We start from the raw sequence: 21,866 nt of genomic DNA, 5'->3' as shown, positions 1-21,866 counted from the left end.
CTCCTCCGCGTGAACGCGGAGGAGTCCCACCAAGAGATTTCAGGCCGGGCGTTGCAGCCTGTTGGTTTCGAGATGCATACGTTCCACGCATCACCTGCTGGGTCACCATCTGCGTGAGGGTGTTATAGAAGACTTTCCGCACCCGAGCTCAATTCAGCAACCTCTTTTCCCGGGGTCTTCCCTCGCATCGCTCGGTCAAACCCCGGGAAAACCCGTTGATGCCAAAAGGCCGGACCCTCCCTACGGTCGGGTCCGGTGAACCGCTCGCTCCGCTCGCGGATGCTCAACACGCAGGCAGAGTCTTGGGTTGATTCGGCTGTGGGATCGTGAAATAAACACCGTAACAGGAGTTCTATGACACCCTATCCGTGTGGCTGTCCTGTGGCCCGGTCAAAGAAGCCCCGCCCGTAGCCGAATCAGATACGTACTTCGTAGTGGGAGTCGTCGACGACGTGCAACTTCGCAAGACAGGGCCGTTCCTCGCCCGTCGGAATCTCCGAACACTCGTAGATGCTGTATCGAACACCCTCCTTTACCGGACGTGCGCGAAGGTAGACAGGAATCACTCGATCAACGTCGAGCGACAGTGACGTCTCCGCCGCAAGCGCCGGATAGCCCAGTTTGTGCTTGGCCAGGTTCCGTCGCCCCCCACACATCGCCTCGATGACCAGGAGAACGCGCTCGCCGTTGCGGCGAGTCATCACGAGCGCGTCGATTTCGATCTGACCGTCGTTGTGATGGAGAATCGTCGGTCGGTCGGGATGTGGTTCGAATTCGAAATCGAAGCTGGACGCGACGGTCGTCGGAGCAGTGCCGATCTGTGCAGCGTCGAGATCGAGCGCTCGGGAAAAAAGCCCCGTCGAAAGGGCGAAGTTCAGGAACCCCGTCTCCGAGAAGGTCGGCAGCGACCGATACACTTCGAGCATATCCTGCACCTCCTGTCCGAGAGCGAGCGTATCGTCTCCCTCCGCCGTGTAATCTACCGTCTCCCGTTCGTCCGGACGGAACGCCCGCTCGTCGATGAAAAAGTCGTCCAGGTGGTCCGGAACGTGAACGAGCGCAAACTGAGTTCCGGAGCCGTCCGTCGCTCGCCCCAACGACAGGACCATCGTCTCTCGCTCCGCCAACCGACTCGACAGCTGCTGCCGGGTGTCGGCCGTGAGTTCCGCCGCCGTCCGATATTGGCCCGGATCCTGGCCGATTTCCCGCAAATAACCAGTGAACGACCTCGGGCCGTAAAGCCCGGTGGCTGCCTCCTGTACCGAGCGCAACGCTGGGTCCCAATGGCTCACAACAGCCGCCAGTCGGACGTGCGTGAGCTAAACCCTGACGACTGTGGCCGGGTTGTGCGGGCGATCAAAAGCGAGCGCGACCGCGACACCGCTGTTGGTGCACCGTCAAATTGACCTCGAGATCGACTCGTGGTTCCGTCTGGCGGGTGCTTTGCCCTTCGATCCTGAATTCGCCACGAGTCAGGTACAGCCACACAAGTACGCAGCAGCCCCGACGACCATCTTCCCGAGGGCCAGTTCGTATCTGCTCACCGAGTACGCGACGTGCCCGAGAGCCGGTATTGTCGCGGCTACTTCTGTCGGCTGCAACATCATCGCTGCCCAGAGATTGTGCCCGAAGTGGAGGCCGAACGGGACCGCTAACCGCGTTGTGAGGACGTACGCTCCGCCCTACAACAACCCCAGCAGCGTGCTCGCGACGACTATCTGAATACTTCGTCCCTCGGCACCGCCTCCACCTTGGGTAACGATATGACTCACTCCGAATATCGCAGAGCTCGTCAGTAGCGCAATAACGACAGACCAGTTGGAAGAGCTGCCCCGAGCGAGCATCCCTTCTGCGAAATTCGATAGCATCACCCCACGGAAAGCGAACTCCTCGAACGCAGTTTGCAACCCGAAGGAAACGAGAGCTACCGTACCGACTAGTGCCAAGACGCTGGGGTCAGCTATCTGGGTACTGAACCCCGCCGTTGCGTCAGCTCCCCGAGTTGGAGGAACACGGCGGTTGGCACGCCGTATGTGAGCGCCCCGATGACGATTCCAGCCACCCAGTCCACCAACTCACTCCTGGAGGCTCTAACCCCGAACGCTGCGAGCGATCGCTGATCAAGCCGCGTTCCGAGTGCGATTGCGACGAGCAGCCCGAGACCCGAGGCGACCCCCAAGAGCCCGATATCCAATAACGCGACCGTTCCGTCCCCGAGTCCAGAGACGTCGAACAGGCTCCGGATAGCAAATCCCGCTATGGCCAGCGCCAGGAGTTGGACGCCGAAACCAACCGCCCACGGTAGTATTCCGCGCCACGTTGCTCTGACACGGTCATCCGACACGTCGTGTGTGACCCGATGAATCCACTGTCGTACCGAATTCATATCAACGAGTACCCCGTCTGTGGTGTGTCCCCGCATCGGTAGCGATGCGGTGACGATCATACGTCTTGACCGCAGTACCGGGTATCATCGGTTCACCCGCATACAAGACCTGATCCACGGTGACTGACACTCCCCGTAGATCTGTTGCACTCCTGGCTTCAGTACTCATAGGTACAGAAAGGCGACGGGACTACTCCGCTATTGTGTCGGACGTGTCCGCTTATTCATATACTAACCGACTCTGTGATCGCTGAAGCTGTCCGGTGTCACCCCCACGACCGAGTACTGATACCTCATCCGTTCACGAGAGATAATCACGAAGCACTTCAGTGACTTCCTCGCGCTCGTGGTGGACCCAGTGTGACGCGTCGGGATATGTCTGAAGCTGACCCGTTTCACAGTACGCGAGGCTTTCCTCCGCCATAGAAGGGACGAGTCCAACATCATTCTCGCCCCAACAGATCAGCGTTGGTTGGACGACAGTGTCGCGTGACGGACGCTCCGACCGCCTGAATCCACGGTACCAGTTTATCCGCGGCTCAATACCGGTGTGCCGCCACGCTGCTTGATACCGCGCAATCGTTTCGTCATCGAACGTTCCGTTATTCGAGGAGATTTCGAGGGTGGCGACCATATTCTCCATCCCGTTCCGGCGCAGCATCCACTCGGGGAGCTTCGGGAGCTGATAGAACCAGACGTACCAACTCCGCGCGATCTGGCGGAGGCTGGAGCGGAGTGTCTCTCGATACACCGTCGGATGCGGAACGTTGCAGATTCCGAGTCGATCGATGACGGCGGGCTCCCGAAGAGCGACGTTCCAGGCCACGAACGCGCCGAAATCGTGTCCGACTACGTGGGCCGATTCGCGTCCCTCACTGCGGATTAATTCACGGACATCGGCGACGAGATTCGACATCCGGTAGGCGTCGATTCCGTCGGGTGCTTCGCTTAGATTACAGCCGCGCTGATCCGGGACCACCACGCGATAGCCAGCATTCACGAGCGGACCGATCTGGTGACGCCACCCATACCAGAAATCGGGGTGGCCGTGTAACAAGACGACGAGGGGGGCATCAGGTTCGCCAGCTGTTACGACGTGTAGTCGGACGCCGTTTACCTCCCGGGAGGAGGATTCGACGTTCGGGGCTGTAAGCAACGATGCGTCAGTATCTGTGGATGGTGTTGTTGCTGCCATCAGTGTTTGTTGGCACGGCGAGCGGTTCGAATGCTCTGCTCAGGCGTCAACGGGGTATTGATGTCTGAAAATACGCGATGTATCCGAATAGGCGGACTGCCGTAGCAGTAAGGCTATTTTTATTTTCGACTACGAGCCCGAGCGCATCAGCGGACGATCTCGCTAAAGACGCGCTCTTCGACTTTTCGAAGGTGTTCACCCACTGTTCCAGGAGAGATCCCGACGGCGTCACCTACCTCTTCAAGTGACGCTTTACGTGGTTCAGTGTAGTATCCTACCTCCACGGCTGCCTCAAGTACTTCTTCTTGTCGAGTGGTGATCATTCGACTGAGAGACGACTCGTCCGCCTCGTACTCCCCCATATTGCGAATATCGAACGCCATCGAATCCAGCTCACCGGCGTAGTCGAACAGCTTGCTGAAGGAGTTCTCCGTCCCGAGGTACGTGATTTCGAGGTGACCCTCGGAAGTGAAGCGGATCGGCGTATCAACTACTAAAAACAGTTCTTGCTGGAGTACCAGTGCCTTTCGGACCTCGTCGGTCGGTACGAATTGACTCACAGCCATCCACCGGTCATCTCCGGCAACGAGATAATCGATGACGTGCGGGGATGCAGCCATAATCTGTTCGTACCGCTCTTGACTGCCGCTCGCCTCCGCCAGTAGCAACACGGTCTCGTCGGCCAGAAGCTCAACGTGATGAATGGCTCTTCGCTCGATATCCGGTGCTTCCGTGAGCTTATCCCCAAGTGGGTGGAACGCACCTCCCTCGTTTGGCTTGACTTCCACCGTGAGATACCGCATACGACGACTTGCAGTACGTTAGAAAATAAATCATTACCGTAGAGCCGCTCACCGCTGCGGCGCAACGAAAAAAAACAGCAGTTCCGAAGGCGGCACTGGTATTTATATCACACCACAGGTGAGGCAACGCGCCTACCGTGCTCGGTCTGGAACAGCTAGGTGTGGACGATGTTTCAGCATCACCGCTCGATCGCCCGGCAGTCCCCGGCTGAGGCGGTCACCGCCCTCCCAACCGACGCTATTGTCGGTCGTGAAACGCACGAGAACGCCCCCGCGGTCGTGATCCGCGCTGATCGAGTGCAGAGCGCCCTCTCGACGCTTCGCTCGGAGGCAGGATTCGACCACTGTTCGTGTGTGACTGCTCAAGAGTACGAAGACCGCTTCGAGACGATCTATCACCTCACCAGTTACGACGACCGGACGCGCGAGTTGTCGGTCGTCGTTCCGACAGCGAAGGACGACCCGATAAGTGAGTCAGCAACACCGGTCTACCGGACTGCTGCGTGGCACGAACGGGAGGCCTACGATCTCGTCGGTATCGAATACGAGGACCACCCGGACCTGCGGCGGATCCTGCTGCCGGAGACGTGGCAGGGACATCCGTTGTCGCTGGACTACGATCAGACACGGCCTCAGATCGTGCCGTTGTCCGAGCACGCGAATCCGCTACAGGAGGATCACCGTGAGGGGCCTGACACGATGCACATCAACATCGGGCCGCACCACCCGTCGACTCACGGAGTCCTTCATTTGAACGTCGAGCTGGATGGGGAGACGATTGCAGATGTCGAGCCCGATATCGGGTACATCCACCGATGTGAGGAACAGATGTGCCAGCAGGGGACCTACCGCCACCAGATTATGCCGTACCCAGACCGCTGGGACTGGGGCGGTGCGGGCCTCCTGAACGAGTGGGCTTACGCCCGCGTCATCGAAGACTTAGCCGGGATTGATGTCCCTGAGTACGCCCAGGTCGTCCGGACGATGAGCGCCGAATTGTCTCGGATTCTCTCACATCTGTTATTCACGGCGATGTACGCACTGGACGTCAGCGGCGAGTTCAATGCCACCTTTATGTACGGGTTTCGGGACCGGGAACTCGTCCAGGATCTCCTGGAGGACCTGACTGGTCAACGAATGATGTTCAACTACTTCCGGATCGGCGGCGTCGCGTGGGACCTCCCAGAGCCGCGCGACGGGTTCCTCGAAGACGTGCGCGCCTTCACCAACGACCTGCCGCAGAAGCTCGCGGAATACCACGACCTCCTGACGAGCAACGAAGTCTTCCAAGCCCGGTGTGTCGACACCGGCGAACTCCCGCCAGCAGTCGCAAAGCAGTATGGAGCCACCGGGCCGGTCGCTCGTGCCTCAGGTATCGACTACGATCTCCGACGTGACGACCCGTACGGCTACTACGATCGTCTTGAGTGGAACGTCATCACCCGGGACGGCTGCGACAACTTCGCACGTGTGCTTGTGCGACTACAGGAAATCGAAGAATCAGCAGCCATCATCCAACAGTGCGTCGACCTGCTCTCGGACTGGCCGGAAGCAGATCGGACCTGCCAGGCCAACGTGCCGCGGACGCTGAAACCGTCGGGAGAGTGCTACAGGGCCGTCGAGGGCGCGAAGGGCGAACTCGGGATCTACATCCGCGCAGACGGAACCGACGCGCCCGCGCGGTTCAAAATCCGAGGCCCGTCGTTCTCGAACCTATCGGCGCTACCGGCGATGGCGGAAGGCGAGTACGTTGCCGACCTCGTCGCAACGCTCGGCAGTCTCGACACGATTATGGGTGAGGTGGATCGATGACGATACCGACATCGACGCCGTGGCGTGGTGACTCCGATCAGCGGGTAACCTGCATCGCCTGCGGCGAGACGGTCGACCGCGATGCTGCGCGAGAATACGACAAGCAGGGCGACCGCTGGAACCGTGACGACAAGGAGTTCGAATATCTCTGTAAGCCCTGCCACCGCGAGTGTTGTCATCAGAACCGCGAGGGACTCGAAGAGACGCTCATCGCGGCCGGTGCTGGCCGGACCGACCGACAGACGTTCCTCAGGCAGTTCTGCGAGCTCACAGTCGACGATGCGGATACATCGCGGAAGGAACCGTAGCAGAACAGACCGCCCTTCGTAGCTCCCCCAACAAAATGACATCACCTGACAATACGACTCAGACGAGTTCCCACCGCCACCGCTCTCGAACCGAGACCGACCCGGCGTCGAACCGACCGATGTCGCTCTCGGAGATCAAAGAATCGTACGCCGAGTACGCTGACTGGATCCAGCGCTTCGACTGGCTGGCCCGTCTCGTCACTGGCCGCTATCGCCGCAAACGGTTTGGAGATGTTGACGGGAAGGTGCTGACGTCGCTTGTGGGACGGGAACGAACTTCGGATATCTTCCAGAGACTGTCGAACTCGTCGGCATCGATGTTAGTCCGGAAATGTTAGCACGCGCTGAAGACCAACTCACAGAGCTAGATATCGAAGGCACGCTTTTGCAGATGGATGCTCAGGATCTCGATTTTGCCGACGACAGTTTCGACGCAGTGATTTCGTCGCTGTCGACGTGTACGTTCCCCGATCCAGTCGCCGCGCTCCGTGAAATGAACCGGGTATGTAAGCCCAAGGGGACGATCCGCCTGGTCGAACACGGGCGAAGTGACGTGGGACCGATCGCAAGCTACCAGCAGTGGCGGACCGACGCTCACTACGCCCAGACCGGCTGTCGCTGGGATCAACAGCCCTGTGATGTTGTCGCTGAGGCGGGTCTCACGATCCAAGATACCACTACTGGACTTCTTGGGACGATCACCACTTTCGAGATCAGCCCGGACGGCGGTGGTGAATGATGGCCGGGCCTCCAATGCGGTGGAGTGGCTCGTCGCCGGCGGGCTCCTGACCGTTCTTGGAGCACTGCTGCCTTGTTTTGCCGCTAGCTGACTGTAGTTTCAGACGCTCTCACAGGAAAATACCGTCAAGCTAACCGGGAATTGGACGCCGTCTGGCGATATGGGATCGCTCAGACGGCTCGCTCGGATGTGTCGAGATCTTGCCAAACAGCACGTAGATGACCCTGACGTACCCGCCGCGCCGAACGGCGCGGACGGGTACGCCAAGTGGACACAGATTGCGTTGATTTTGTTCCGCGTTGAGTTGGAGAAGAGTCTTCGTGAGACTGAAGACTACCTCAACGAGATGCCCGGTATCCTCGCCGTATTTGATCTCAACGAGGCACCACACTACAGTTCGTTCTGCCGGTGGGAAGACGAGTATCGGATGCGTGAACTCCGCCGCCTGCTCCGCGCTTCGGCGGAGCAGGCGGGCTGGAGTGGTGAAGCCGCAATCGATGCAAGTGGCTTCCAGCGTGATCAGACCAGCTATCACTACCGTGACCGTGCGAACTACTCGTTCCAGTCGATGAAGACAACCATCTTGATCGACGTGAACTCGCTAGCGATCAAAGACGTTCATTTCACGACACAGAAGGCGTGGGACGGCCACATCGGGATGCAGGTCTTCCGCCGGAACGCGGAAGACCTGCGTGTATTGTCTGCTGACGCGAACTACTCGTGGGGCGAACTCCGTGAGGAGTGTCGCTCGAACTCAACGCGACCACTGATCAAGCACAGGGAACAAACACCGTTGCAGAAGGCCCACAACGCCCGAATGACCGAGGATTACAACCAACGCTGGATGAGTGAGACGGGCTTCTCGCAGTTGAAAGAAGACGACGGCGAGAAGCTCCGCTCCCGGAGCTGGCACGGCCAGTTCCGGGAGCTGACTCGGAAGTGCATCGTCCATAACCTAACGCAGGCGGCGAGTTAGGGCTCGCCGCCTGCTCCCCTTCTCCGGACGTATCCGGGAGAGGCATCGCCGTCGTCACCGAAACAACGAAGCAAGATACCATAGTTTTGACCCTTCGGCAACCGCTGTCAGTAACAGCCGCTGTATCTTCTGACTGTAAGAACGCACCTCTGACAGCGTGAGACTACAAACAATCGACCCTACCCCGTCGCTGTCTTGCGTTCAACAAGGCAAGCACTGCTCAGGTTCCGCGGGTGGACGTTCCTACTCGCAGGCTACGACGAGACGTCGCGGGTCCCTGATGACGTAGTACAGTATGGCGGGGAACACGGTTCTCCGCGTCGGGACCGCCGTCTTAGCGTTCGGTCTCCTCACCGCTGTGACGAACCCACGGGCGTTTCTCGGTGTCGTGCTATAGTAGCGTTTGCAACTGATTATACATCCGATCGCAGGCAGTCGTGCGATCGTGTGAGTGAAGACTTGCAAATGCTACTATAGGGAGTGTGATTCTGGGAGAGTTGATTAGCGGAGTCGGCCGAGCAGTTCGTAATCGTGATCCGGAGTGTACCGACGGAACAGCAGACTGTTCGACAGCACCGACACCGACGAGAAGGCCATCGCGCCGGCCGCGAGCACGGGCTGGAGCAGCCCGAGTGAAGCCAACGGGATCATCGCCGTGTTGTAACCAAGCGCCCACACGAGATTCTGTTTAATCTTCTGGAGTGTCGCATCCGAGATGCGGATGGCCTTCACCACGTCGAGCGGGTCGTCGCGCATCAGCGTCACGTCCGCAGCTTCGATGGCGACGTCCGTGCCCGACCCGATGGCCGTCCCGACGTAGGCGACCGCGAGCGCGGGCGCGTCGTTGACGCCGTCGCCCACCATCATCGCCTTGCGCCCTTCGTCCTGGATGGCCTCGACGGCATCGGACTTGTCCTCGGGGAGCACCTCCGCGCGGACGTTCCCAGGGTCGATGCCGACCTGCTCGGCGACGGCACGGGCCGTGCGCTCGTTGTCGCCGGTGATCATCATCACGTCGATGCCGCGCTCCTGCAGTTGGCTCACGGCCTCGGTGGCACTTTCTTTGATCGTGTCGGCGTCAGCGACCACACCGACGAGTTCTCCCTCGTCCGTGCCAGCGGGCACGCGGGCGACGAGCATCGCCGTCTTCCCCTCCCTTTCGAGACGTTCCATCGTCCCCTGAGCGGGCGAGGGGTCGATCCCGTTGTCGCGGAGGAGCTTTCGGTTTCCGACCAGCACCTCGCTGTCGTCCACGGTTGCGCGGATGCCGTGGCCGGGGACGTTCTCGAAGTCCTCGGGGTCGTTCACGTCGATGCCGCGCTCTCTGGCTCCGTCGACGATGGCCCGGGCGAGCGGGTGTTCGCTCCCGCTCTCGGCCGTCGCTGCGAATCGGAGGACGTCATCCTCACTGAGACGGTCGCGTGCGGTTAGCGCTCCGCCGTCGGATCGAGGGTCCGACGAGGTCCCGCTCGCGCTACTCGCGGGACCGCCGTCGGCTGCCGGCTCTCCACCGTCCGCGACGGCCTGGCCGTCACCGTCGAAGACGACGACGTCGGTCAGTTCCATCTCGCCTTTCGTCAGCGTGCCCGTCTTGTCGAAGACGACCGTGTCGACGTCTTTCGCCCGTTCGAGAATGTCTCCGCCCTTGAACAGGACGCCGTTCTGGGCACCGATCGTCGTCCCGACCATCGTTGCAGCAGGCGTCGCTAACCCCAGCGCACAGGGACAGGCGATCAACACGGACGACGCGAAGACGATGAGCGCGAACTCGAAGACTGAGACAGTGCCACCAGCCACGACTGGGCCGCCAGCGACCGCACCCCACAGCGGAAGCCACTCGACGAACCCAGCGAGTGTTTGAGGGAAGAGGAACCACACGGTGCCCCACAGTACCGCGTTCGCGATGACCGCCGGGACGAAGTACGCCGAGATTCGGTCTGCGAGGTTCTGGATGTCTGGCTGGCGGGACTGGGCCTCCTTGACTGTCTGAACGATCTGCTGGAGCGCCGTGTCCGCGCCGACCTTCGTCGCCTCGACGACGAGGACGCCGTTCTCGTTGATCGTCGAGCCGACGACCTCGTCGCCCTCGCCTTTCTCGACGGGGACCGACTCGCCGGTGACCATCGACTCGTCGACGGCGCTCTGCCCGTCGATGACGACGCCGTCGGTCGGAATCTGCTCGCCGGGACGGACCTTCATACGGTCACCGACGGTGACATCTTCGAGTGGCACTTCCGTCTCGTTGCCGTCCTCGTCGACGAGGGTGGCCGTCTCGGCCTCCATTTCGAGAAGCTTCCGAAGGGCGTCGCCCGCCTGCCCCTTCGAGCGCGCTTCGAGATAGTTCCCGAGGGTGATGAACACCAGGATGAGCGCGGCAGTGTCGAAGTACAGGCTTCCCGCGATCAGTCCGGCAAGTACTGCAACGGAGTAGAAATACGCAGTGGACGAACCCAGTGCGATGAGAACGTCCATATTGGCGCGCCTGTTGTTGACCAGCGCGTTGTACGAGTTCTTGTAGAACGGCCAGCCGAGCACCGCCTGAACGGGTGTCGCCAGCAGGAACTCGACCCACCCGAATTCGACGCCGAAGACCGTCTCGGGCAGAATTCCCCCGCCGAGCAGAAACTTCTCTGCGAGGAAAAACAGCATCGGGGCAGCCAACGCGGCTCCGAACAGTGTCAGTCGAAGCTGTTTTCGAATCTCACCCTGTCGCGCGGCGTCCCGAGCGTCTTCACCCGCTTCACCGCTGTCTCGGTCTTCACGGACCGGCGAGTAACCGGCGTCCTCGATAGCGTCGTAGAGCGCCTCGAGTGACGTGTCCGCGGGGTTGTACCTGACCTGCGCTTCGTCGGTGGCGAAGTTCGCCTCGGCCGAGATAACACCCGGCGTGTTCTCGAGCGCAGTCTCGTTCGTCTGCACACAGTTGGCACAGGTCATATCGGAGATACCGATGGTCACCGTGTCAGACACCGCACCGTAGCCGGCGTCCTCGATCGTCTCGTAGATCTCTGCGAGCGAAACCTCGTCAGGGTCGTACTCGACGGAACCTTCGTCCGTGGCGAAATTGGCGTTCGCCTCGATGACGCCGTCGAGCGACTCCAGGGCGTCCCCAACTGTCCCCGAGCAGTTGGCACAGGTCATCCCTGTGATGTCAAGATGTGCTGTGCGTGTTTGCATCGGTATACTATAGGGGCTACTCCGTTAGGTGAGTTACTACTTAGATAGTGGGGGTAATCAACGGCGTTTGCTTTCGTTTCCAAACCGGAGTCAGCGCTACACGCCCTCTTCGAGACGCTGGTGTCGATCTTCGAATCGACTCTGACACGATGGGCAACAGAAATGATAGAGCTCTCCACCGATACGACTCGTCTCCCCCTCAGAATCCACAGTATTACCGCACTCGGCACACGTGAGTGCGAACTCGACGCCATCGATCGATGGCGTCCACTCGACTTCGTCGACTAACGTGACTGTGTATTCAACCGAGTCGACGCCGTCGAGAAGCGTGTTCACCCACGCCCGGACGTTCTGTGCTTCTGCACGTCCATAGAACCAGAGGTCGCCCTCCGACGTAATGAACACGTGTTCGACGGCGTCGTCGTTTCTGACCCGCTCGCGTACCGTCTCGAACGACTCGGCCGGGAGATCTAGCTGGACGAGTACCGGTACACCAGCCCTGAGTTTGGTACGGTCGACATCGATAGTGAAGTGGTTGATGACCCCGGCCTCCTGGAGCCGTGTGACGCGATCTGAGACGGCTGGCCCGGAGAGGCCAACTTCCTCGCCGATTGCGCTGAACGGGCGACGGGCGTTCTCGGCTAACAGCGAGAGAATCTCCATATCGGTTTCGTCCAAGTCCCGCATACTGGCCGAAAGGACGCAGGATACAATACTATTTCCCTGAATTCACTTTGGAATGCTGCGTTTCACGGCCGTTGAAACAGCAGTGTCGAAGCAGGAAACGGCAAAGAGGAGCCGACCGTGTCTCTCACTGGAGTGAGTCAAGTGATCACCGTCGAGGGGATGACCTGCGGCCATTGTGAACAGACAGTCGAAGAGGCACTCCGAGGCGTGTCTGGTGTGACTGACGCTACCGCCGATCGTGAGGCCGAACAGGCGAGCGTCGATGGTGACGCCGACGTCACGGTTCTCGTGCAGGCAGTCGTAGACGCTGGATACACAGCCCACGCCTGATACTGATTACTCCCGTCTCTTACCGCCGAGCGCCGCCAATAGGGATGGCGCTCGGCGGTAACAAGTGAGAGTAATCAGTATGAGAGACCCAGCTCGTTCGCGGACGACCCTCGTTCTCTTTCGAGTCCGCCTGCCCTGATCGTACCGCGAAAGCCGAAGTATCATACCTGGATGGATTGACATCTTCTGGCCGCCGACACGGGGCCTTTGCCCGCGTCGGATGGTGGGGATTACTCCCCGTGTTACGGGCTCCGGAGACCCGTGGTTTCGGAGGCAATTCAGCAGCGACACCGCCGGAGCTCTCTAATAAGCGGGTCTTATCGACCTCGGCATAGACTCCGATATGGTACAAAAATCGGCGGACAGGAGTAAGCCGATCGAACGCAGACCAAGACGACGTATAACAAAACTGGACCGGGGAGTGGGGGACGTGTGGTTCACGCGGGGACCAGCGAGCGGAGGACAGTTCGGCAAGCGAAACACGAGTTCGGCAAGCGAAACACGAAACTGGATCTGAGATACAATACTATGGAAGCTTCAAGAACGAAACTTATCGCGATCGTATTAGCGGCGGTGATGATGACCTCCGTCGTGGGAATGGTCGGAGCACAGGAGACACAGCAACAGACCGACTCACCGATGGACACAAACGCCACGGTGGCGTTCTCTGATCAGACGACGGACGGCACGTCGGTGACCGTCGATTCGGTGAATATGACAGACGGCGGGTTCGTTGTGATCCACGACGACAGTCTACTCGAAGGGGAGGTCACCGGGAGCGTGGTCGGCGTCTCGGAGTACCTCGAACCCGGGGAACACGATAACGTCACTGTCACGCTGTTCGATGGCGTTCCGGGAGCGACGTTCAACGAGACGGAGCTCACCGATAACGAGACGCTGATCGCGATGCCGCATCGCGACAGGAACGCCAGCGAGACCTACGACTTCGTCGCGACCAACGGATCGGAGGACGGTCCGTACGTCGACAACGGGACGGCGATCACCGACTCGGCGAACGTCACCGTGGAAACCCAGATGACCACCGGTGAATCGTTTGTCGTGACTGATCTGAGTGCTCCGGAAGTCATCGAACGGAACGATACGCTGAACGTCAGTGCAACCATCGAGAATCCCAACGACGAGGCGGACACACAGACCGTAGAGTACCGTTTCGACGGTAACGTGTCGATCCGCGAGGAAGTCAGCCTCGATGCCGGCGAGTCGACGACTATCACAACCTCCGTCAACACGTCAGCCGTCACTGCCGACAGGTACATCCACGGCGTGTACACGCGAGAGGACGGACAGCCCGCCCAGGTCCTGATCGTCGACGAAATCGCCTCCTTCGGGGTCACGGACCTCACTGCGCCCGAGTCGGTGACCGTTGGCGAAAACGTCACAGTGAACGCCACCGTCACGAACCCCAACGAGTTCGCCAACGAACAGCCGGTCGAGTTCCGGTTCGACGGCGCCCTCGTGGAGACCCGAACCGTCGACCTCGACGGCGAGAGCTCGACGACCGTTCAGTTCCAAATAAATACCGAGGGGACTCCCCCGGGGATGTACATCCATAGCGTCTTCTCGAACGACTTCGGACAGGACGCGATCATCACGGTCGAAGTCCCGGACGACGGGGATGACGGAGACACCGGAAACGAAACCAGCACACCCGAAGACGGTACTGACGGAGACACCGGAAACGAAACCAGCACACCCGAAGACGGTACTGACGGGGACACCGGAAACGAAACCAGTACACCCGAAAACGGCGCTGACGGGGACACCGGAAACGAAACCACTGCACCCGGAGAGGACACCGAAGAGGGCGACTCCGGTGAAGAGGGTACCGACGCGGAACCGACAGCACCCCCCGAGGATGCGTAACTAACCTGGGTCCCCAGGTTCGCACTTTCAGCCGAGTCCCGCATACTCGGCGTTTATTTCCCATCGATACCGGGATGCTCCGTCGGGACGGGCGAACGGCTGGGTTGAGTCGTCACAAGGCGGAGAGATTCGCTGTTTCCCTTCCTAGGCCAACGACGAGCGCCGTCTGGCGTTCGTACGTAGACAGAACGCGTATTGTCATATGTGGACAGAACGCGTCGTTGCGGTGAATCGCCTCGGGGTCAAGCCCCGAGGCTTCCCGTTTCTACGACGTGACTTGCAGACACACACTGAAATTCAGGTGTGTCCGTAGCGGTCACAGTCTCCACGGGCGTGTCTTCGGGCCATCCCAGCCCTAGTTCAGAAAATCCGCTCTTGAGAACGTTCATCGCCGCGTTCGCGTCTCTGTCCGTCTCGAAGCCACAACTCGGACAGGAGTGTTCCCTGACCCAGATTGGTTTCGCCGTTTCCACACCGCACGACGCACACTCTTTCGTCGTCCCTTCGGGTTCAACCTGCTTGACGTGACAACCGTACAGGTCAGCCTTGTATTCGAGCAGAGTGATGAACTGTCGCCACGCCGCATCCTGCTTGTTGCCAGCGTTGTGCGACTGCTCCAACATCCCCTTCACGTTCAACTCCTCAACGAACACAGCGTCGTACTCGCGGACGAGCCACGTCGTAATCTTGTGCTGATAGTCCACCACCTTCTGCTTGATGTGGCGCTTCACCTTCGCCACTTCCCGACGTTGCTTCTCGTAGTTGTTCGACCCCTTCTCCTTACGAGACAACTTGCGTTGTTCGCGGCGAAGACGCTCGTGCTCGTCTTTGAGGTCGAGCCAGACCACGGTCTTGCCGTCGCTCGTGTGGATGTAGTTGAGGATGCCGAGGTCGATACCTACGCTGTTGCTCGCGTCAAGCGAGTCCACGTCGGGCTTCTCGGGCAAGTCGGCGTCGTCGGTTTCGAGGCCGAGGGAAACGAACCACTCGCCGGTGGTCTCCTTCTTGAACGTGACTTCTTTGATGGTTGCTTGGTCGGGAATCGAGCGGTGGTAACGGATTTTGACCCAGCCGATTTTGCTGAAACGGACGTAAGCATACCTGTCGCGCCCCTCTTTTCATCGAGGTCGAAACCGGACTGGTTGTACGTCACGCTCCGGTACTCGGTGGGTGATTGCCGTTTGAGTCGACCAACGTTGTACCCTTTCTCTTTCTTCTTGCGAAGGTTCGAGAGGTTCCGATGGAAGCGAGCGACGGTGGCTTGTGCGGCCTTCGAATGCAGGTCGCTGAACACCGGCCACTTTCGCTTCCATTCGGGGAGTTTGTTGTTCTGGTCGTACTCACTCGGTTTGTCGTCCTCTGGGGCTTGTTCGTAGTCCCAGCGAACGTGGTTGTAGAGTTGGCGATGAACATTCAGATGGTGTTCCAGTCGCTCCGCTACCTCTTGTGTTGGACAAGCTTGATAGCGGTAACTGTACTCCATCGCTGTCCCGTGATTACGGATGTGTCGTCTTAATGGTTTGTATCCCTGCGTGTCGGCCTCATCCCCGAGGTCAAGCCTCGGGGTATTCGCCTTGACCGCCGATAAATAGCAGCGGGCGTGTGGTTCTCGACAGAGACGCCGACAGACGGGGTCCACCTTCGAGTGACCCGTTCGGTCCTCGTCGCCGCCCACCTTTTTTCGAACTGCTCGCCGAGTTCCTCCTCGGAAAATCGGTGCTGGAAGAGGTCACCCGATGAAAATCAGAGACCACAGATCGAGGAATTAGTCCCGATAGCGGCCGCTTCCGACCTCCAGTTCGCCCCGCACGAAGTACCAGCCACGGCCCGGCCCCAGCAGTTCCGTGTGGGCCCGTTCGCGGTACTCGTTGCCGGTCCACTCGCCGGCGATCCATTCGTTGCGGCCGGCCAGGTGCGCGGAGACGTACACCGTCGTGTCCTCGGGTGCTCCGTAGGTGGCGTACATAGGGGTGTCGTACTCGAAGCAGCGGTGGCGCTCCTGGGAACCGTACATACACTCGACCGGCGTGCGGTTGAACTGCGGAGAGAGCAGTGGCTCCGTTCCGAACAGCGCTGCCGTATCGATTGGTTCCCCGCTCGGGGCAGTCACGGAGAACGTGAAGGTGCCGTCATCGACTACGCCCATCGATGGGTTCGACGGATCGTACTCCGACTCGGGAATTGCTTCGCGCCACCCCATCGTCTCGTTCGCCACCTCGCGGTAGTACACGCGATTGACCTCGATGCGGTCGGCGCTGATGGCAAGCATCCGTCCGTGCTTCGTGTCGACTAATTCGTACGTGAAGTTCACACGCGAGGGGTCACCGTCGTATCCGCGGATTGCAGGGGTTTCGCGGCGATACTGGACGTCCTCGACGAACCGCTCGCCGAGTTCCGCCTCGCCGCTCGTCTCCGGCACCGGCACGTAGAACGTCGCATTCGACAGCGTCTGGTCCGCAGAGATCGTCACCTGATACTCGTAGGTACTTTGTTCGGACTGCTCGGCGCGTTGCTGGCCGAGCGCGTACACCCCGCCGAGCAGCAACCCGAACGCGACGACGACGGCGACGACCCCAATGCCGACACCACGCCAGTTGACGGTGCTGTCGGGGCCTCGCGTGACGTAGCGATACCCGAGGATGGCGACAGCGGCACCGGCGATGAACCCGATCGGAAGGGCGACGAGCAGCGACAACCAGATGAACGCCTCGAGCACGACAGCGACGATAACGGTGACGACGGCGAACATCAGGACTCCGGCGACAAGACTTCCGGCAACGACGCCCCATCTGGGCTCGTGACGGTCGCCCGGATCTTCTTTTGACGGTCGGGCGCCTGCGAGAAGACTGCCGAGCGTGCCTCCGATGCTCGCAACGAGGACTTGCCCGAGAGAGGCCGCAAACGACAGCAGTGCAGCGACGCCGAAGCCCGCGAGCGGCGATCCGGGGGCGAACGGCAGATCCCCGAAGCGGGTGAACAGAATCACGCCTGTGACGACAGTGCTGAGTGCTGCCATAACCACCCCAGCGACGGCACCCGCGACCAGCCCTCGCTCGGTGTCGTCGCCTTCGAGATATCCTGCGACGCCACCGCCCAGGAGTGGCGCGACGAGGAGAACGAGCGGAACGAACCCGAGCGCCGCCCCAGCCAGGCCTCCGATTGCTCCGTTTCGGAGGGCCTTGCGCGTCAGCAGAGGCATACAGGATATGACTCTATGTGATCACAAAAAACCCGTACTCACTCCGGTCGAGGAGACGACGACACGGCTGCTGGTACGCTCGCGCATCCGGCTGCTCGCGAAGCCGATCGACTCACCCGGACGGAAACGGTCGCGAGGGGGAGTGATCCGAAAGTCGAGAATCGACGACCACTCGTATGTCGCAGACTGGGGACATCCCACGGAAGCAGTACAGACTCGACAGCAAGCCCACCGGGGGACGCTGGTGGTCCGCGAGGGACTGGGCGGACGTCGAGAACTAAGGGCGTCCGACCCGGACTTCCAGGTCGGATGGCGAACATCCACGAACTCATCGATATCGGGACCATTCAGGTGAGTGCAGGCCTCCTGCGCGATCTGAAGTTCTTCGCCCGATCCCTCGACTCCCCACCGCTCGTCGAGGTGGCGAGTGAATCGGAGGCCACGGTCGACGATCTCAGTACTGCTGGTGAGCGGACCGTCCCCGTCGACACACCGATCGGGACGTTCGAGGCGGCGTATCTGCCCTGGCAGTGGCGTGGCCCGGACTATCCGACGCTCATCTATCACCACGGGAGCGGCGAGCGACCGTTCGACTTCGGGCGGTTCAGTTCGAACTCGTTCCGGCGGTTGTTCGTCGGATCCGACGATGCGATTCCAGCCAACGTCGTCGCCGTCAGAGCACCGTTCCACGACGGATCGAATATGGATTACGCCCGGGCGATGGGCGAACTCGAGAACTTCGTCGGGATGCTCGCCGCCTCAGTCGTCCTCATCGACGCGCTCGCCACAACGGCGAACGATCGAACCACTCGCCCGGTCCTCGTATCGGGTATCAGCCTCGGTGGCTGGGCCGTCAACCTCCACCGAGCCTGCTTCGACACCGTCGATCAGTACGCTCCGATCTTCGCCGGGGCCGCGCTGGGCGAGATGTTCGTTTCGTCCATCTATCGGAAGATGACAGCCGGGGAAGTCCAGAGACGCCCGGATCACCTCCGTGAGGTACTCGGCTTCGAGGAGGAGTTCAGGGCCGTCGAGTCGGCCAACTGTGCGCCGCTTCTCGCGAGGTACGACCGTATCATCGAGTACGACAGCCAGCGACCGAGCTACGCCGGGATGTCGCTCGCGGTGCTGAATCGCGGGCACGTCACCGGTGCGCTCGCCACAGCGCCCCTCCGGGAACACGTGCTTGGTGCCATTCCAGACACGGACGCCGGGGCAGAGATTCCGCACACAGACGCCAAGACGGCGGCGAACGATCAGTAACGACCACCGTCAACGACACCGTGTAGTCGGTGGGTTTGGACCGCTCGAGGCGGGCAGTCATCGTCGTATTCATCGATCGACCGCTATCGATGGCGGAGGTCGGGGCTCGTAAGCGACGGGTCGAACTGAACGGCACCCTCGCGCCAGTTGACCCACAGAAGGGTGAGGCCGAGACCGATTCCAGTGGCAACGATTCCGATGAGGCCCGCTTCCGGGCCAAACTCCTCCGGTGAGTAGTCTGCGACCGGATTGCTCGATGGCCACCAGAGAGACGCCGTTTTTCGTCCCACTGACGGGAAATCCGTAGACCGTCCCCTGAAAAAAGTTCCACGTCGTGTGGAGGCCGATCGGAATCGCGAGTTCGCCGGTCAACACGTAGCCAGCCGCAAGCGTGAGCGCCGCGAGCATAATACCGACCGTACTTGCGAGCGTTGCGTTCGGGTTTCCGGCGTGCCACCCCGAAGACGACGGAGGTAAACAGCGTGGCAAGCCCGACTGCAGCCGTCCCACGAACCCGCTCGAACCACGTCAGTCCCTCCGCGATGTTCGTGATAAGATATCCCCTGAACAGGAGTTCCTCGTAGACACCCACGGCCGCGAACGTGACGAACCCCCAGGCGAACCACGGCCAGAAAGCAAAGTCAGCACGCGCGATGAAAAACAGCTCTCTGACAGTGATCCAGCCAGCCAGCAGTTCGACGACGAACACCCCTGTCATCAGCACAGCCCCCAATCCGAGGCCGAACCCAAGATCGACCCACCAATCCCGGTCGAATCGAAACCCGAAATCCCGGAACCACCGCCGATCGAGGAACCGGCCGGCAAGATACACGCTGCCGACCATCACGACCAACTGTCCCGACACGAAGACCAGATTCCGGGCCGCAATCCGGGTTTGATCACCTGGACGTCCCGGCCTGAACAGTGCGACCACGGATTCGATCGATCGGCTGGAGAGGATGCCGACGGCCGTCGTCACGAGGATACCGAGGACGACCAGCAGAGCAAGCCACAGTACCAGTCGCCACGGGAGCCGCAGTCGGCGCGTCTGTTCGTTCCAGACGATGGCTTTCCCACGTTCGAGCATTATCTGTTAATGATGTCAAGTTAATTGATAATTCTATCGCCCTGAAAATTTGGTGGTGATCTAGAGAAAGGCCGGTAACACAAATATCATAATGAGATTGATAATTCCGTGGGTGAGCATACTGGCTACTATGTTGCGACTCCAGACGTACACGCCCACGAGTACAACCGTGAATACTGCCTGTGGGATCGCGCCGACGAGACCCCAAGACGGAAAATGAACCGCGAGAAAAACGAACCCGCTGACGACAGCTCCGACCCAGACACTACCAGTTAATTCTGTCAGCCGTTCGATCGGGTAGCCCCGCCAGAGTATCTCTTCGGTGACGACGGCCGTCCCGACGACAGCGATCTGGACTGGGAGGGAGAGTTGACCGATCGCCGACAGTGTCTCCGGTTGTTCGAGATTTAGGGTGACGACGGCGACACCAGTCACGAGGAGGCCGAGCACGGCCCCACCGAGACCAGCACCCAGTCCGACAGCTACCTCTTTGCGGTCGGGTACCCGGAGACCGATCGAGGGTAGCTGCCGCCGCTCCCAGTAGACGACGAGAACCAGAATAGTGCCGACCAGTAACCAACTGGCAAGGGAGGTGGCAGAAACGAACCGGCTGCCGACACTTCGACCCATCGCAGAAGACCGAGCCGTCCAAGCAACGGAGTTCCGAACAGGGAGAGAATCAAACCGACGAAAACTGGAAAAGACAGGGATGCACGCGACTCGCGTCGAGCTTTGTCAGGCCCCATCTTAGATCCGCCCTCGGTTGGATGTGACTGCAGGATATGACAAATATATGTGGGTCCGTTACGACCCGCGTTCACAGGAATGTAGTCAGTAGACATCTTGCCTTGTTTTGCCGCTAGCTGACTGTAGTTTCAGACGCTCTCACAGGAAAATACCGTCAAGCTAACCGGGAATTGGACGCCGTCTGGCGATATGGGATCGCTCAGACGGCTCGCTCGGATGTGTCGAGATCTTGCCAAACAGCACGTAGATGACCCTGACGTACCCGCCGCGCCGAACGGCGCGGACGGGTACGCCAAGTGGACACAGATTGCGTTGATTTTGTTCCGCGTTGAGTTGGAGAAGAGTCTTCGTGAGACTGAAGACTACCTCAACGAGATGCCCGGTATCCTCGCCGTATTTGATCTCAACGAGGCACCACACTACAGTTCGTTCTGCCGGTGGGAAGACGAGTATCGGATGCGTGAACTCCGCCGCCTGCTCCGCGCTTCGGCGGAGCAGGCGGGCTGGAGTGGTGAAGCCGCAATCGATGCAAGTGGCTTCCAGCGTGATCAGACCAGCTATCACTACCGTGACCGTGCGAACTACTCGTTCCAGTCGATGAAGACAACCATCTTGATCGACGTGAACTCGCTAGCGATCAAAGACGTTCATTTCACGACACAGAAGGCGTGGGACGGCCACATCGGGATGCAGGTCTTCCGCCGGAACGCGGAAGACCTGCGTGTATTGTTCGCTGACGCGAACTACTCGTGGGGCGAACTCCGTGAGGAGTGTCGCTCGAACTCAACGCGACCACTGATCAAGCACAGGGAACAAACACCGTTGCAGAAGGCCCACAACGCCCGAATGACCGAGGATTACAACCAACGCTGGATGAGTGAGACGGGCTTCTCGCAGTTGAAAGAAGACGACGGCGAGAAGCTCCGCTCCCGGAGCTGGCACGGCCAGTTCCGGGAGCTGACTCGGAAGTGCATCGTCCATAACCTAACGCAGGCGGCGAGTTAGGGCTCGCCGCCTGCTCCCTTCTCCGGACGTATCCGGGAGAGGCATCGCCGTCGTCACCGAAACAACGAAGCAAGATACCATAGTTTTGACCCTTCGGCAACCGCTGTCAGTAACAGCCGCTGTATCTTCTGACTGTAAGAACGCACCTCTGACAGCGTGAGACTACAAACAATCGACCCTACCCCGTCGCTGTCTTGCGTTCAACAAGGCAAGACATCTTGTACTTCGACATCGCTTCGGACCGCGCTGTCAGGTTCACAGATCCACA

General features: G+C 60.1%; 18 protein-coding genes and 3 pseudogenes. 9 read left to right on the top strand and 12 right to left on the bottom strand.

What is annotated here, in order from left to right; all coding sequences use genetic code 11:
* Window positions 1-416: 416 nt before the first annotated feature.
* From RJT37_RS18620 to RJT37_RS18605, 5 genes are all read right to left on the bottom strand, one after another.
* Complete coding sequence (locus RJT37_RS18620; RefSeq protein ID WP_313690274.1) at window positions 417-1,211, bottom strand: DUF6997 domain-containing protein; 795 nt, start codon at window positions 1,209-1,211, stop codon at window positions 417-419.
* A gap of 471 nt (window positions 1,212-1,682) precedes the next feature.
* Entirely contained in the window at window positions 1,683-1,946 is a 264-nt protein-coding gene (locus tag RJT37_RS20735; protein WP_425604926.1) for a CPBP family glutamic-type intramembrane protease, read from the bottom strand.
* Between the two features lie 14 nt (window positions 1,947-1,960).
* Entirely contained in the window at window positions 1,961-2,446 is a 486-nt protein-coding gene (locus RJT37_RS18615; protein ID WP_313690271.1) for a hypothetical protein, read from the bottom strand.
* 241 nt (window positions 2,447-2,687) lie between these two features.
* Window positions 2,688-3,581 (bottom strand): alpha/beta fold hydrolase, encoded by an 894-nt coding sequence (locus RJT37_RS18610; RefSeq protein WP_313690218.1) that lies wholly within the window; start codon window positions 3,579-3,581, stop codon window positions 2,688-2,690.
* A 146-nt stretch (window positions 3,582-3,727) separates the two neighbouring features.
* Window positions 3,728-4,384 (bottom strand): helix-turn-helix domain-containing protein, encoded by a 657-nt coding sequence (locus RJT37_RS18605; RefSeq protein WP_313690216.1) that lies wholly within the window; start codon window positions 4,382-4,384, stop codon window positions 3,728-3,730.
* Window positions 4,385-4,552: 168 nt separating this feature from the next.
* On the opposite strand from RJT37_RS18605, the gene RJT37_RS18600 reads away from it, so the two are divergent.
* Together RJT37_RS18600 and RJT37_RS18595 are read left to right on the top strand one after the other, a co-directional pair.
* On the top strand, window positions 4,553-6,196 hold the full coding sequence (locus RJT37_RS18600; RefSeq protein ID WP_313690214.1) for an NADH-quinone oxidoreductase subunit D: 1,644 nt from the start codon (window positions 4,553-4,555) through the stop codon (window positions 6,194-6,196).
* On the top strand, window positions 6,193-6,504 hold the full coding sequence (locus RJT37_RS18595; RefSeq protein WP_313690212.1) for a DUF7562 family protein: 312 nt from the start codon (window positions 6,193-6,195) through the stop codon (window positions 6,502-6,504). Before RJT37_RS18600 ends, RJT37_RS18595 begins: the two co-directional genes overlap by 4 nt.
* A gap of 58 nt (window positions 6,505-6,562) precedes the next feature.
* Here the strand turns inward: RJT37_RS18595 and RJT37_RS18590 are convergent, their stop codons facing one another.
* Window positions 6,563-6,706: a hypothetical protein gene (locus RJT37_RS18590; protein ID WP_313690270.1), complete on the bottom strand. Its 144-nt coding sequence runs from the start codon at window positions 6,704-6,706 to the stop codon at window positions 6,563-6,565.
* 108 nt (window positions 6,707-6,814) lie between these two features.
* On the opposite strand from RJT37_RS18590, the pseudogene RJT37_RS18585 reads away from it, so the two are divergent.
* Window positions 6,815-7,243, top strand: a pseudogene (locus RJT37_RS18585) (class I SAM-dependent methyltransferase); the annotation flags it as partial.
* A gap of 160 nt (window positions 7,244-7,403) precedes the next feature.
* Window positions 7,404-8,219, top strand: a complete 816-nt coding sequence (locus RJT37_RS18580; RefSeq protein WP_313684617.1) for an IS5 family transposase — start codon at window positions 7,404-7,406, stop codon at window positions 8,217-8,219.
* Window positions 8,220-8,720: 501 nt separating this feature from the next.
* Here RJT37_RS18580 and RJT37_RS18575 read toward each other — a convergent pair.
* Together RJT37_RS18575 and RJT37_RS18570 are read right to left on the bottom strand one after the other, a co-directional pair.
* On the bottom strand, window positions 8,721-11,396 hold the full coding sequence (locus RJT37_RS18575; protein ID WP_313690268.1) for a heavy metal translocating P-type ATPase: 2,676 nt from the start codon (window positions 11,394-11,396) through the stop codon (window positions 8,721-8,723).
* A 96-nt stretch (window positions 11,397-11,492) separates the two neighbouring features.
* Window positions 11,493-12,083, bottom strand: a complete 591-nt coding sequence (locus RJT37_RS18570; RefSeq protein ID WP_313690209.1) for an AsnC family transcriptional regulator — start codon at window positions 12,081-12,083, stop codon at window positions 11,493-11,495.
* A 132-nt stretch (window positions 12,084-12,215) separates the two neighbouring features.
* Between RJT37_RS18570 and RJT37_RS18565 the strand changes: the two genes are divergently transcribed.
* Window positions 12,216-12,413, top strand: a complete 198-nt coding sequence (locus RJT37_RS18565; protein WP_313690207.1) for a heavy-metal-associated domain-containing protein — start codon at window positions 12,216-12,218, stop codon at window positions 12,411-12,413.
* A 579-nt stretch (window positions 12,414-12,992) separates the two neighbouring features.
* Entirely contained in the window at window positions 12,993-14,297 is a 1,305-nt protein-coding gene (locus tag RJT37_RS18560; protein ID WP_313690204.1) for a DUF7282 domain-containing protein, read from the top strand.
* Between the two features lie 242 nt (window positions 14,298-14,539).
* Here RJT37_RS18560 and RJT37_RS18555 read toward each other — a convergent pair.
* Window positions 14,540-15,780 (bottom strand): annotated as a pseudogene (locus RJT37_RS18555) (RNA-guided endonuclease InsQ/TnpB family protein).
* Window positions 15,781-16,062: 282 nt separating this feature from the next.
* On the bottom strand, window positions 16,063-17,496 hold the full coding sequence (locus tag RJT37_RS18550; protein ID WP_313690202.1) for a DUF8147 domain-containing protein: 1,434 nt from the start codon (window positions 17,494-17,496) through the stop codon (window positions 16,063-16,065).
* A 309-nt stretch (window positions 17,497-17,805) separates the two neighbouring features.
* On the opposite strand from RJT37_RS18550, the gene RJT37_RS18545 reads away from it, so the two are divergent.
* Complete coding sequence (locus tag RJT37_RS18545) at window positions 17,806-18,759, top strand: hypothetical protein (protein ID WP_313690265.1); 954 nt, start codon at window positions 17,806-17,808, stop codon at window positions 18,757-18,759.
* Window positions 18,760-18,848: 89 nt separating this feature from the next.
* Window positions 18,849-18,992 (top strand): hypothetical protein, encoded by a 144-nt coding sequence (locus tag RJT37_RS18540; protein WP_313690407.1) that lies wholly within the window; start codon window positions 18,849-18,851, stop codon window positions 18,990-18,992.
* Window positions 18,993-19,270: 278 nt separating this feature from the next.
* On the opposite strand, the pseudogene RJT37_RS18535 reads toward RJT37_RS18540, so the two are convergent.
* Both RJT37_RS18535 and RJT37_RS18530 read right to left on the bottom strand, forming a co-directional pair.
* Window positions 19,271-19,477: pseudogene (locus tag RJT37_RS18535) on the bottom strand (CPBP family glutamic-type intramembrane protease); the annotation flags it as partial.
* A 429-nt stretch (window positions 19,478-19,906) separates the two neighbouring features.
* Window positions 19,907-20,476 carry a CPBP family intramembrane glutamic endopeptidase gene (locus RJT37_RS18530; RefSeq protein WP_313690263.1) on the bottom strand — a complete coding sequence of 190 codons (570 nt, stop codon included), beginning with the start codon at window positions 20,474-20,476 and terminating at the stop codon, window positions 19,907-19,909.
* Window positions 20,477-20,782: 306 nt separating this feature from the next.
* Here RJT37_RS18530 and RJT37_RS18525 point away from each other — a divergent pair, with 306 nt between their 5' ends.
* Entirely contained in the window at window positions 20,783-21,598 is an 816-nt protein-coding gene (locus tag RJT37_RS18525; protein ID WP_313684595.1) for an IS5 family transposase, read from the top strand.
* The last annotated feature ends 268 nt before the right edge of the window (window positions 21,599-21,866 follow it).

Origin of the sequence: Halobellus marinus, from assembly GCF_032113415.1 — an archaeon.
GTDB classification, from domain to species: domain Archaea; phylum Halobacteriota; class Halobacteria; order Halobacteriales; family Haloferacaceae; genus Haloquadratum; species Haloquadratum marinus.
This window is presented reverse-complemented; position numbering and strand designations above follow the sequence as displayed.